At 30.1% G+C, this 13,112-nt stretch carries 15 protein-coding genes; 10 read left to right on the top strand and 5 right to left on the bottom strand.

What is annotated here, in order from left to right; translation table 11 throughout:
* The first annotated feature begins 10 nt into the window (after positions 1-10).
* The 10 genes from ACTT9R_RS00515 (at position 11) to ACTT9R_RS00470 (ending at position 9,241) form a co-directional block, all read left to right on the top strand.
* Entirely contained in the window at positions 11-427 is a 417-nt protein-coding gene (locus ACTT9R_RS00515; protein WP_440926128.1) for a hypothetical protein, read from the top strand.
* Positions 428-551: 124 nt separating this feature from the next.
* Complete coding sequence (locus ACTT9R_RS00510; RefSeq protein ID WP_440926127.1) at positions 552-1,952, top strand: ammonium transporter; 1,401 nt, start codon at positions 552-554, stop codon at positions 1,950-1,952.
* A gap of 12 nt (positions 1,953-1,964) precedes the next feature.
* Entirely contained in the window at positions 1,965-2,195 is a 231-nt protein-coding gene (locus ACTT9R_RS00505; RefSeq protein ID WP_440926126.1) for a hypothetical protein, read from the top strand.
* 31 nt (positions 2,196-2,226) lie between these two features.
* The gene (locus ACTT9R_RS00500; RefSeq protein WP_440926125.1) at positions 2,227-2,406 is read left to right on the top strand and encodes a hypothetical protein; all 180 of its coding nucleotides are present in this window, start codon (positions 2,227-2,229) and stop codon (positions 2,404-2,406) included.
* 13 nt (positions 2,407-2,419) lie between these two features.
* Positions 2,420-3,304, top strand: a complete 885-nt coding sequence (locus ACTT9R_RS00495) for a class II glutamine amidotransferase (RefSeq protein WP_440926124.1) — start codon at positions 2,420-2,422, stop codon at positions 3,302-3,304.
* A complete protein-coding gene (locus tag ACTT9R_RS00490) occupies positions 3,304-3,987 on the top strand; it encodes a protein glxC (RefSeq protein ID WP_440926123.1) in 684 nt (227 codons plus the stop codon). The genes ACTT9R_RS00495 and ACTT9R_RS00490 overlap by 1 nt, the downstream gene beginning before the upstream one ends.
* Positions 3,988-3,989: 2 nt before the next feature.
* Positions 3,990-5,318 (top strand): FMN-binding glutamate synthase family protein, encoded by a 1,329-nt coding sequence (locus tag ACTT9R_RS00485; protein WP_440926122.1) that lies wholly within the window; start codon positions 3,990-3,992, stop codon positions 5,316-5,318.
* A 34-nt stretch (positions 5,319-5,352) separates the two neighbouring features.
* A complete protein-coding gene (glnT, locus tag ACTT9R_RS00480; RefSeq protein WP_440926121.1) occupies positions 5,353-6,678 on the top strand; it encodes a type III glutamate--ammonia ligase in 1,326 nt (441 codons plus the stop codon).
* Between the two features lies 1 nt (position 6,679).
* On the top strand, positions 6,680-7,813 hold the full coding sequence (locus ACTT9R_RS00475; RefSeq protein ID WP_440926120.1) for a diaminopropionate ammonia-lyase: 1,134 nt from the start codon (positions 6,680-6,682) through the stop codon (positions 7,811-7,813).
* A gap of 6 nt (positions 7,814-7,819) precedes the next feature.
* Positions 7,820-9,241 carry a cryptochrome/photolyase family protein gene (locus ACTT9R_RS00470; RefSeq protein WP_440926119.1) on the top strand — a complete coding sequence of 474 codons (1,422 nt, stop codon included), beginning with the start codon at positions 7,820-7,822 and terminating at the stop codon, positions 9,239-9,241.
* A 7-nt stretch (positions 9,242-9,248) separates the two neighbouring features.
* Here the strand turns inward: ACTT9R_RS00470 and ACTT9R_RS00465 are convergent, their stop codons facing one another.
* The 5 genes from ACTT9R_RS00465 to ACTT9R_RS00445 are packed head-to-tail and all read right to left on the bottom strand — an operon-like array spanning position 9,249 to position 13,110.
* Positions 9,249-9,668, bottom strand: a complete 420-nt coding sequence (locus ACTT9R_RS00465; RefSeq protein ID WP_440926118.1) for a secondary thiamine-phosphate synthase enzyme YjbQ — start codon at positions 9,666-9,668, stop codon at positions 9,249-9,251.
* Positions 9,665-10,723, bottom strand: a complete 1,059-nt coding sequence (gene zapE, locus ACTT9R_RS00460; RefSeq protein ID WP_440926117.1) for a cell division protein ZapE — start codon at positions 10,721-10,723, stop codon at positions 9,665-9,667. The genes ACTT9R_RS00465 and zapE overlap by 4 nt, the downstream gene beginning before the upstream one ends.
* The gene (locus ACTT9R_RS00455; RefSeq protein WP_075504010.1) at positions 10,723-11,154 is read right to left on the bottom strand and encodes a hypothetical protein; all 432 of its coding nucleotides are present in this window, start codon (positions 11,152-11,154) and stop codon (positions 10,723-10,725) included. The genes zapE and ACTT9R_RS00455 overlap by 1 nt, the downstream gene beginning before the upstream one ends.
* Positions 11,154-12,467, bottom strand: a complete 1,314-nt coding sequence (locus tag ACTT9R_RS00450; protein ID WP_440926116.1) for a PQQ-binding-like beta-propeller repeat protein — start codon at positions 12,465-12,467, stop codon at positions 11,154-11,156. The genes ACTT9R_RS00455 and ACTT9R_RS00450 overlap by 1 nt, the downstream gene beginning before the upstream one ends.
* Complete coding sequence (locus ACTT9R_RS00445; protein ID WP_440926115.1) at positions 12,460-13,110, bottom strand: tetratricopeptide repeat protein; 651 nt, start codon at positions 13,108-13,110, stop codon at positions 12,460-12,462. Before ACTT9R_RS00445 ends, ACTT9R_RS00450 begins: the two co-directional genes overlap by 8 nt.
* Between the last annotated feature and the right edge of the window lie 2 nt (positions 13,111-13,112).

Here is a 13,112-nt window from a genome sequence, read left to right as displayed (position 1 = left end):
GATAATAACTATGGCAAAGAAAAAGGGTAAAAAGATAGTTAAAGCAAAAGTAAAAGAGATCAAAGGTCAGTTAGGTAAAAAAGCAGAAACTGCTAGAGAAAAAATGATCGGTCAATCAATTGGTTACCGATACGATGTAAATCTTTTACCTGATTACAGCAAACTCACACCATTTCTAAAAAAATATATAGAGGCAATGGGATGGGATGACTTAAACTGGCTAGAAGATGTTCATATGGGATATGAAGAGGATAGACCTGCAGTATTTTGTAGAAACGCAAATGGTTGGGTTACTATTCCAAAATCAATTAAACTTCCAAATAACCAACAAGATAGAGATATGATTGCGAGAGAACTTTTAGTTAAGTTCCAAATGTCACCAAAGCATCCTCTTGTTGATTTGAAAAAAGCTTATTTAAAATTTTAAGTTTTCAATTAATAGTTGATAATTTTTAAAAACCTAGTGTTCGCACTAGGTTTTTAATCATTTTATATTTGTATCGAATCATAAAATTTAATAGGGTTTTAAAAAACTAATATGGAGAGAGAATATGACTGATCAGTTAGGTGCTCTTACAACCATATTTACAGAATTTTACTACTGGGTAACAGTGGTGCTGATGTTTTTAATTCACGTCGGTTTCTGTATGTATGAAGTTGGAGCTTCTCGATACAAACACCATCAACATACTCTTATGAAAAACACGATGCTGATACCTTTGGTAACAGTAACTTGGTTTTTCTTTGGTTGGTGGATTTACTGGGCATTCCCAACAGGACCGGGAATTGCGCCTTCAATAATGAATGAAAGTACCGCGCTTGTAACAGATGAATCTGCTTTTAGTGCTACATGGTACACGGCGACAAGTGAGTTAATGGCTGTCAATCTAGGAGATCACATTTCTGGTGTTTTCTGGGCTGCATTCCTATTGTTCTCATGGACTGCTGCGTCTATTGTTTCAGGAGCAATCATTGAAAGAATTACAACTTTTGCATTTGGTATATTAGCTATAGCAATAGGTTCTGTATTTTGGACAATTGATGCTGCTTGGGGATGGCACTTTGATGGATGGATGCTTAAAATTTTAGGATACCATGATGCTTATGCATCAGGAGTAATTCACGCGATTGCGGGTGGATTTGCTTTAGGTGTTCTTATGGTTTTAGGACCAAGAATTGGTAAATTTTCATCAAGTGGTGAACCAAGAAACATTGGACCAAGAAATCCTTGGCTAGTTACAGTTGGATTATTTTTAATTTATACTGGTTTCTGGGGATTTTATGCAGCTTGTAACATACCGATCTTTGACCTTGGACCAGAATATGGGATGGAAGGTATAAGTTATTGGACAGCTACAAACATATATGTAACCCCTACTACACTTAGTGGTATTACTTTTAACTTCTTGATGTCGTTATCAGGAGGATTATTAGCTGGTTATTGGATTGCTAAAGGTGATCCTTTCTGGACTTACTCAAGTGGACTAGCAGGTGTTATCTGTGCTTCAGCTGGAAATGATTTATATCACCCAATTCAAGCAATGATCATTGGTATGATCGGTGTTGTGATTGCATACAAACTACATTACTGGGTTGAACGTAAGTTCAAAATTGATGATGCAGTTGGAGCAGTAGCAGTACATGGTTATGCTGGATTTGTTGGTCTAGTAATTTGTGGTTTTGTTTTAAATGGTTACCCATCATCTGGTTACAGTGTTGGAGCTATGTGGGATGGAACTACTTATGCTACTATTAACCCATTAGGACAATTTCTAGGAGCAATTATTATGTTCGTAGTTCTTGGACTAATACCAGGCTATATCATAGCTAAAGTACTAAACGGTATGGGTAGATTAAGAATCCCTCGTGAAGTAGAAATAGCTGGATTAGACTATGAAATGATGGAGTCTGCTAAGGAAGACGAAAAAGCAGTTTCATCCGCAACCAGGTAAAGGAGATACAATATGGCAACAGTTACAAATTGGATCGATCACCTAAACAAACCTGCTGAAGAAGTTGTAGGTGCTGTTTATCCTGGTGCTGGATCCGTAGAAGGAATACTAGTTATTGTTGGTATTATTTTATGGGTTGGTTGGCATGTTTTAACAGCTAAATCTGAAAGTGAAGAACTTGATAGATTGGCTAGAAAAAGACATAGCGCCAATGATCATAAAAGCAACATTACCGACTGGTAATATAAAATAAAAATTTGGGCGCTACTTTGATGTGGCGCCCTTTTTTTTTACAAAAAATATGACTGATAAAGATAACGAAGAACTAAGACCAACCAAAATGAGAGGCGTAGCTTTCCCTAAAGCTAAGTACGGAGTGATAGTGGCTATTATCATCATTGTAGTTGTAAACCTTATCTATTATAAAGATTTTTTTTTATCGTTAATTAATTAAAACTCTAAAGTCTATGTGTGGAATTGTTGGAATATATTTGAAAACAAAAAAATTTGAGAAAAATCTAGGTAAAATGTTATCAGGTATGCTTAACAACATGGAGTCTAGAGGACCAGATAGTGCAGGATTTGCTATATATAAGAATTCAGACAAAAAAGAATATAAATACTCTTTATGTATTAATAATTTAGATTTTACTAAATTTAAAAAAGATATTTCAAAAAAAAATAGAAATTTAAAACTAAATCAATACTCCGATCATGTAATTGTAAAAACAGAAGAAAAACTAAAAAAATTTATTAAACTTATTAATAAAGAATTCCCTGAAGTTTCAATTGTTGGATATGGACATTCTATTGAAATTTTTAAACAAGTTGGAAATCCAAAAGATGTAGTTAAAAAATTTAATTTGAAAAGTTTTAGTGGCACACATGGTATTGGACATACAAGAATGGCAACCGAAAGTGCAATAACTACTGATGGTTCTCACCCTTATTCAACTGGAGAGGATGAATGTTTAGTTCACAATGGTTCTTTATCTAATCACAATAACTTGAGAAGAGAGCTCAAGAAAAAAGGAAATATTTTTACCTCTGAAAACGATACCGAAGTTGCTGCCGGCTACGTTTCAAATAGTCTTTCAAACAATAAATCTTTAAAAAATACACTTGTTTCAGGTCTGAAAGATCTTGATGGCTTTTATACATTTATAGCAGGAACGAGAAAAGGATTTGCAGTAGTAAGAGATGAAATTGCATGTAAACCTGCAGTTATAGCAGAAACAAAAAATTATGTTGCAATCGCATCTGAATTTCAAGCAATGGCACATCTTCCAGATGTTAACAATGCAAAAATTTTTGAGCCAGAACCTGGTATTGTATATTCTTGGGGAAATTAATGAAATTAGATTTAAAAAAATTAAAGTTAAGAAAAGTAAACGAACAATTGCAAAGTATAGATAGAAAAACAAACGAAAGAGATTTTACTATAATAAATCCTGAGGGTAATCACGCTGTATGCGCTGGGCTTACTGAAGAATTAAATATAAATATTAAAGGTCATGTTGGATATTATTGTGCTGGAATGAATCAAAAAGCAAATATTACAATCGAAGGTAATGTGGGAACTGGTGTAGCTGAAAATATGATGTCTGGAAAAGTTCATGTAAAAGGCAATGCATCTCAATCAGCTGGAGCAACTGCTCATGGAGGTCTTTTAATTATTGATGGTGATGCAAGTTCAAGATGCGGAATATCTATGAAAGGTGTGGATATTGTTGTTAAAGGTTCAGTTGGCCATATGTCAGGTTTTATGTCTCAAGCAGGGAACTTGGTAGTATGTGGTGATGCTGGTGAGGCATTAGGTGATAGTTTGTATGAAACAAACATATATATAAAAGGTAAGGTAAAATCACTTGGCGCAGATTGTGTTGAAAAAAAAATGGATAAAAAACATATAAAAAAATTAAATTTACTTTTGCAGGAAGCCAATATTAAAAATCAAAAAGCTGAAAGTTTTAAAAGATATGGTTCAGCAAAAAAGTTATACAATTTTAAAATAGACAATATTTCAAATTATTAATCATGAAAAAAAATAACAAAACTCATCCTCGTCAATCATGGACTTTTGATGAATATACAAATTCAGAAATAAGAAGAGCCGCAGCGACAGGTATTTATGATATTAGAGGTGGAGGATCAAAAAGAAAACTTCCCCACTTTGATGATTTATTATTTTTAGGAGCATCAATGTCTAGATATCCACTAGAGGGTTACAGAGAAAAGTGTACTACAAATGTAACTCTTGGAACAAAATTTGCCAAAAAACCACTTGAATTAGATATACCAATTACAATTGCAGGAATGAGCTTTGGTGCATTATCGGGCCCAGCAAAAGAGGCTTTAGGAAGAGGTGCAAGTGCTGCTGGTACATCTACTACTACAGGTGATGGAGGAATGACACCTGAAGAAAGAGGACAATCTAAATATTTAGTCTACCAATTGTTACCGTCTAGATACGGAATGAACCCAGACGATTTAAGAAAAGCAGATGCAATTGAAGTTGTTATAGGTCAAGGTGCAAAGCCTGGTGGTGGAGGAATGTTATTAGGTCAAAAAATAAACGATAGAGTTGCAAAAATGAGAACTTTACCTAAAGGAGTAGATCAAAGATCTGCTTGTAGACATCCTGACTGGACTGGTCCAGACGATTTAAAAATAAAAATTTTAGAATTACGTGAAATTACAAAATGGAAAGTTCCTATCTTTATAAAAATTGCAGGAGCAAGACCGTATTACGATACTGCTTTAGCTGTAAAAGCGGGTGCTGATGTAATTGTACTAGATGGAATGCAAGGTGGAACGGCTGCTACTCAAGAAGTTTTTATTGAAAACGTTGGTCAACCTACTTTAGCTTGTATTAGACCTGCAGTAGATGCTCTACAAGATTTAAACTCTCATAGAGAAGTACAATTAGTCATATCAGGTGGAATTAGAAATGGTGCTGATGTTGCAAAAGCTTTAGCGCTAGGAGCAGATGCGGTATCAATAGGTAGCGCTGCAATGATAGCTATAGGTGATAATGATCCAAAGTGGGAAAAAGAGTACAACAAATTAGGTTCAACTGCAGGGGCTTATGATGATTGGCACGAAGGTAATGACCCTGCAGGAATCTCGACTCAAAATCCAACTTTAATGAAAAGATTAGATCCAGTAAAAGCTGGTAAAAAGTTAACCAATTATCTAAAAGTGATGACGCTAGAAGCGCAAACACTTGCTAGAGCATGCGGAAAAAATAGTTTACATAATTTGGAACCTGAAGATTTATGTGCACTAACTGTTGAAGCTGCTGCAATGGCTAGAGTTCCTTTAGCAGGAAGTAACTGGATACCGGGGATAAAAGAAAAAAAGTGATTGATACAGATCTTTAATATTCATAAAATCAATTATGCCAAAAAATTTATTTAAGATAGCAAAAGCTAAAAAAATAAAATATTTTTTAATAAGTTTCGTGGATCTGTTTGGAGTTTTAAGATCTAAATTAGTTCCAGCTCAAGCAATTAGCGATATGCAGAAAGATGGAGCAGGATTTGCAGGATTCGCGACTTGGCTAGACATGACTCCGGCTGACAGTGATATGTTTGGTGTCCCAGATCCAGATAGTCTCATTCAACTACCATGGAATAAAGAAATTGGCTGGCTCGCCTCTGATTTATATATGGATGGTAAACCTGTTAAAGCCTCTCCAAGAATAATGCTTAAAGAGCAAATAAAAAAAATGTCACAAAAGAAACTCCAAATGAAATCAGGTGTTGAATGTGAATATTTTTTAATTTCTGAGGATGGGCATTCTTTGGCTGACAAAAGAGATATTCAATCTAAACCTTGCTATGACCAATCCGCTCTTATGAGAAGGTATGATTTAATAAAAGAAATTTGTAATTGTATGCTGGAAATGGGTTGGAAGCCTTACCAAAACGATCATGAAGATGCCAATGGTCAATTTGAAATGAACTGGGATTATTCAGATTCTCTTGTCACTGCAGATAGACATGTTTTCTTTAAATTTATGGTTAAAAGTTTAGCGGAAAAGCATGGCTTAAGAGCAACTTTTATGCCAAAGCCGTTTAGTAATTTGACTGGTAATGGTTGTCATGCTCACGTTTCCGTTTGGAATGGTAAAAATAATAAATTTTTAGATAAAAAGGATGCACTTGGCTTAAGTAAACTTGCATACAATTTCTTAGGTGGAATAATGAAAAATACACAAGCATTGTCAGCATTTTTTAATCCAACAATAAATAGCTATAGACGAATTAATGCTCCACCAACAAAATCAGGAGCAACTTGGTCTCCAAGTAGTATTTCTTACACAGGGAACAACAGAACTCACATGATTAGGATACCTGATAAAGGTAGATTTGAATTAAGATTAATGGATGGTTCTGCAAACCCTTATCTACTTCAAGCAGGCATAATAGCTGCTGGGCTTGAAGGAATTAACAAAAAACTAAATCCTGGAAAACCATTACATTGCAATATGTACAAAGACTATAAAAAATATCCTAAATTAAAAAAATTACCTAATGATATAAATCAAGCTATTAACATGCTTAAAAATAGTAAATCGTTATCAAAAGCTTTTGGTGCAGAAGTAATCAAAAGCTACATAAAACTAAAAAATTCAGAAATACAAAATTTCAAAGATAAAAATAATTTTAATAAAAAAAAACCTGTATCTCAATGGGAAAAAGATAATACATTAGACTGTTAAGGTGAAGAGTTTAAACAGTATTAAAAAGTGGAGTCTAACAAAATCTTTAAAAAATAATAATTTTAGTTTTAAAAGAAATTATGTTTTAAGATTTGCACCTTCATTACTATTAACAAACGCCTATAAATCTATTTCCAGCTGGAAAAATTATAAATCAACACCACTATTAAAACTTGATAAATTACAAAAAAATTTAAAACTAAATAATATTTTTTATAAGGATGAGTCTAAAAGATTTCATTTAAAATCATTTAAAGCTTTGGGTGGTGCTTATGCTGTTGAAAAAATATCTAAAGGAAAAAAAAATATAATCATTTCCTCAGCAACAGCTGGAAATCACGGAAGATCTGTAGCATGGGGTGCTAAAAGGTTGGGATTAAAATGTAAAATATTTGTTAGTCAATACGTTAGCGACGCAAGAGTTAAAGAAATCAAAAAATTTGGTGCTGAAGTAATAAGAGTTAAAGGAGATTATGAAAATTCACTTAATGAGTGCAAGAAGTTATCAAAAAAAAATAATTGGAAAATTGTTCAAGATGTTTCAACAAAAAAATATAAATTAGTTCCTCAACTTACCATGGCAGGATACTCCATAATGATTAGAGAAATTTCTAAACAAACAAATCAATATATAACCCATATTTTCTTACAGGCTGGTGTTGGTGGTATGGCAGCTGGTGTAGTTGCTGGTGTTGCAAAATATTTCAAAAGAATACCAAAAATAATAATTGTTGAACCTGATAGAGCCGACTGTGTACTTCAAAGCGTAAAATATAATAAATTAAAAAAAATTAAAATTAAAAAGGAAAGCATCATGGGTGGTATGTCGTGTAATGAAATGTCATATATTCCCTGGCAAATATTGAAAAAGACGAGCAATTGTTGTGTGTCTGTAAGTGATCGAAATATTGCTAGAACCGTTGCGATGCTGAAAGACAAAAAACTCAGTAAATATTCAATAATTGGTGGAGAGTGCTCTGCACCTGGAATTATAAGCCTGATAGGTGCTTGTAATAATACAAAGATTAAAAAGCTTATAGAACTTGATGAAAATTCTAATGTTTTATTAATAGGATGCGAAGGTAATGCAGATGTAAAACTTTACAAACAACTGCTATCTAAAGGCAGAAAATAAATTCACATGAAAAAAAATGCTATATTTTGGATTAGGGAAGATTTTAGAATTGAAAATAATCCAGCACTGTCTTATGCGAGTCAAAATCATGATAACGTTATTGCATTATTTATTTATAATAAAAATGATTTTGATAAAAAAAGAGAAGCGCAAAAATGGTGGCTATATAAATCTTTAGAGGAATTTAAGTCAGAATTATTAAAATACAAAATCGGTCTTCAAATATTAGTGGGAGACGAGCTGGATGTGTTATCAAAAATAAAAAAAAAAGATAATATTTCTGTATATTGGAATAAAATATATGAACCAGATGTAATTGCTAAAGGTAAAAAAATAAGAGACATTTTTTTAAAAAATGAAATTGAATTTAAATATTTTAAAGGAAATATACTTAATGAGTTTCAAGAAGTAACTAAAAATGATGGTACACCTTTTAAAGTATTTAGTCCATTTTGGAGAAATGCTGAAGAGAAATATCTTAATCTACCCCCAAGTAAAAATTATGTTATTAAAAAAAATACTAAATTAATTTCTTTTTTTAAAAATGGTATTGAAAGTAAAAATATTTTACCAAAAAAAAATTGGTATAAAAAATTTGAGAAATACTGGAAAGTTTCTGAAAATGACTCGAAAAAAGTTCTTAACAATTTAATTGAAAAAAAAATTAAAGATTATGGAACAGCTAGAGATTATCCATCAATAGAGGGTACATCAAAATTGTCTCCATACATTAAACATGGTCAAATTCACGTAAGTACTATTTGGAAAAAATGTAATGAAATAAAATCTAAAGGAATTGGCTATAGGAAATATATCAATGAATTAGGGTGGCGCGAATTTTCACATAGTTTAATTAATTATTTTCCCGAATTTTTAAAAGGTAATTATAGAAAAGAATTTGATGAATTTCCGTGGGTAAAAAATGAGAAATTTTTAAAGGCATGGAAATCAGGAATGACTGGCTATCCTATTGTGGATGCTGGAATGAGAGAATTATATGAAACCGGATGGATGCATAACAGAATTCGAATGGTTGTTGGTTCCTTTCTTGTAAAACATTTAAGAATAAATTGGACGGAAGGTGAGAAACATTTCAGAAATTGTTTATTGGATTTCAATAAAGCAAATAATGTAGCTCAATGGCAATGGGTTGCTGGTTGTGGAGCTGATGCTGCACCTTACTTTAGAATATTTAATCCGATTTTGCAGGGAGAAAAATTTGATAAGGAAGGTTTTTATGTAAAAAAATGGGTTCCTGAATTAAGCAAAGTGCCAAAAAAATTCATTCATAAGCCATGGGAAATGGACTTAAAGTATCAAGAAGCTATAAAAACAATTATTGGCAAAGATTACCCAGGCCCTATTGTTGTTCATGAAAAAGCTAGAGCTGCAGCTCTTGAAGCATTTCAATCTTTGAAGAAAAAATAAATTTATTTTATTCTCCAATAAAATGATGAATAATAGTTCTTATTTGGTCCCCTAATCTGTGTTCAAATAAATATATGCCCTGCCAAGTTCCAAGCAGCAATTCACTATCTTTCACACTTAGAGAAATTTGATTATTTGTTAATGCGGATTTAATATGTGCAGGCATATCATCTTTTCCCTCTGTAGTATGAACATATAGTTTGTTATCCATAGGAGCTAATTTATCAAAATAATTTATTAAATCTGTTTGTACATCTGGATCTGCATTTTCTTGAACAATTAATGAGGCGCTTGTGTGCTGAATACTTAAATTAAGAATACCATTTTTAAAGTTATTTTGACCAATCCAATGAATTGTATCATTAGTAAACTCATATAACTTTTGACCATTAGTCTTAATTTGAAGATTGTAGAATTCTTGTTTCATTGATTGTACTCCTTCGATGTTAGCTCATACAGACGACTAATGGTTCGTTTAAATGGTTTTTCTAAAAATCTTGAAGAGGTAAATTGATCTAAATTTAGATCAGCTGTAACTGCTAATGAAATGTTTTTATCATAAATTACATCTAACAAAGTGATAAAACGTTGTTGTTGATTTGAATTTACATCATTAAATTGAGGTATTTGATCTATTACCATAAATTTACAGTTTTTTACTATTTCTAAATAGTCCTCCGCTCCTAAATTTTGATCGCAAAGTTGATTAAAGTCAAATCTAACAATTCCCTCATAAAAATTTTCTATTTTAAATTCTCTTCCCTTCACATTAATTTTTATTAAAGATTGTTTTTTATTCTTTGTTATAGTTCTAAAAAATTTGTTAATCTTAAAATTGGTTTCTTGATTAAGTGGAAAAAAATATCTTTGTTTTTGGTTATTATTAGATTTTCTGTAATCATCCTCAATTTTTAATTCATACTCGATTGATTGATCTTCCATTATTTTTATAAAAGGTATAAATTGTTCACGTTGAAGACCTTCTTTATAAAGTTCTGAAATTTTAGTATTTGAAGTAACAATAATTTTAATATCTTCTTTAAATATTTCATCAAATAGTTTTCCTAAAATCATAGCATCTACAATATTAGTTACTTGAAATTCATCAAAATAAATTAAAGAAGCTTTTGATTTTAAATTTTTAACAAAATGATTAATTACATTTTCATCATTCTTTTCTTTACTTTCATGAACAAAATCATGAAAATCTAACATAAATTCATTAAAATGCTTTTTTAATTTTTTTTTTTCAAAATGATCATAAAAAAAGTTTAAAATCATTGTTTTACCAACCCCTACACCACCATATAAATAAAATCCTTTTTTAGTTTTTTGTTTGGAAAAAAATTTTAAAAAAAATGATTTATTATTAATATGATGGTAAGCTTCTAATTTTTTAATAACTTTGATTTGGTTAGTATTAACTTCTAAATTTTTATTTTCACAATAAGATATGAATTCTTTTTCAAATTTTTTTGACATCAATTTTTTTTAGTTTTAAAGTCAATACCATACTCAGATCTTGGTCCTTTCCTTAGCCCGAATGGACCTGAGATAAATAAAGTTAATGGTTTGGTTCCTGGTTCCAAATCTACTCGATGCAAATTATTTGCTGATCTAAAGCCAATATACCCTGGTGGACGCCAAAACTTACCAGTGCTTAATGTTTCCCAGTAACCACCTCTTAAAATTATAGTAATGTAAGGAAATGTATGATTATGAACTCCTTCTCCATGGTCATCTGCTAGCATCTCATGAATTAATATATTGAATGGAAACCATTTAGGTCGATACCTCATCAAAACATAGTAACGGTTCATCCAAGGCTTTGCCTCTTTAAAATTAGGATGTGAAGGTCCTCTATCTAATACAACTTTTTTTCTTCCAATTTTTTCTAAAAATTTTAGAAACATTAATTAAGTCTAATGATTGCATTATTTTTAACTAGAAATAGTTTTTCATCAAAAAATACTGGTTTTAATATTGTTTCATTATCAATTTTTAAAGTAGAAATAGTTTTTCCATTAGCTATATCAATTACCAATAATCTACCATTATTTGTTGAAAGATAGATATTATCTTTCCCAAGAATAAATCCAGTAGGTTTAATTAAATTTCGTTTTTTTGATTTAAAATTATCAAATATATCGGTGACCCTTATTATGCTTCCTTTATTTTTATCAATTAAAAATAAATAACCTTCTAATGATATTGTAAATAAGATATTTCCTATGATTATGGGTCTTAAATTAGAATTTATTTTCGTTTGCCAATTAAAATTTCCACTATCAATATCTATTGAAAAAAATTGATTCTGATTATTAGAAAAGTAAAGCGATTTATTATCTGCAACGATATCAGAAGTTTCTAATGAAAATGACGACTCATAAATCAACGTATTTTGTGTAGGAAGTTGCCATAATAATTCACCATTATTTAAATCAACAGCACTTATATCTCCAATTGAGTTATTAAAATAAACAATATCTTTAGTAATAACAATTGACAACTTTTTTTGAGATCTTATCAAAGAATTTTGTGTTTTTACGCTCCATAATTCATCACCATTTTTTAAAGAGAAACATCTAAGAGTATTAGAAAAATCAATTATAAAAAATTTATCCTGATATATTTTGATTTGAGAATTGAAAGGTGCAACATTTCTTTTTGACCAAATTAATTCACCTGTTTCAATATTTAACATAAAATATTTTGCTAAATTGTCTGCTACAATCAAATAATTTTCATTATTTGAAAATTGCAAAATAGGTTTTAATTTTTTTTCAGATTTTGAGTAATAATTTTTTTCCCATTCTAATTTTGACTTTTCGTTAAATTTTAAAATAGTACCTCTGTTATCAAAAAAAATTAAACTTTTATTGTGAAAAACTATTTCAGGTTCATATTGATAAAAATTTTTAATTTTCGAAAATTTATATCTGGATATAGTTTCAAGCTTACCATTAAAATTTACTCTACTATTGTTATTAGTTAAATAATCTATTTGTTTATTTTTATTAAAATTTCCCTCAACTTTTATTTTAAGATTTTGATTAAACTCTTTTTCATAGACTAAACTTTTCTTAAGAATTTCCTCTGACTTTGATGTATTTATGCTATCGGTGTCTTCATTAATTGTTTCTGATGTTGACCAAAACTTGGAATTTTTGTTTAGTGAACATCCTGTTAAAATAATTAAAATAAATAAATATATAATCTTATTCACTAAAATCTCTATTCAATCTTTTTTGAGCTTCTTTATTTATATCAGGATTAGTATTTTCTAAGGAAATAATTTTTTCATAAAATTCTTTAGCTTTTTGTTTTTGGTTTTTTGAATAATAATACTCAGCCATTAAATATAAAGCGTGTGATTTCCATACACTTTCAGAGTTTATTAATGGATTTAAAATATCTAACAACTCATTCTCATTATCATCTATTTCAGCTACATAAAATAAAGCTTTTTTATAGATAACTAAATTTTTAATTTCTTTATCGAGAGATGTGTCATTAATAATTGTTTTAAATAAATCAAATACAACTTTTTTATCTGAAACTAAATCATTATCGATAATAAAATATAATGATAATGGAGAATAAGTTGGATCTTTTTTACCTATAATTTCAATTAATTTGTTTGCAGTTTCATCTTTTGAATTTTCTGAATACTCTATAATTATTGAGTTATAATTGTCTGATATTTCTTTTTTTTTGTTTGTTAAATATTTGTCAAAGCTATAAACGGCTGTCACAATAATCACTAAGATTATTATTCCAAATATTATTTTATTTTTATTGTTTATAAAAAAATTTCTAATTTTTTCGTTTCTAGTATTTGCGTTTATAATTGATAATTCTTCATCCATAA

The organism is Candidatus Pelagibacter sp., from assembly GCF_052049835.1.
Classification (GTDB): domain Bacteria; phylum Pseudomonadota; class Alphaproteobacteria; order Pelagibacterales; family Pelagibacteraceae; genus Pelagibacter.
Note: the sequence above shows the minus strand (reverse complement) of the source record. Positions and strands in the feature narration are given on the sequence as shown.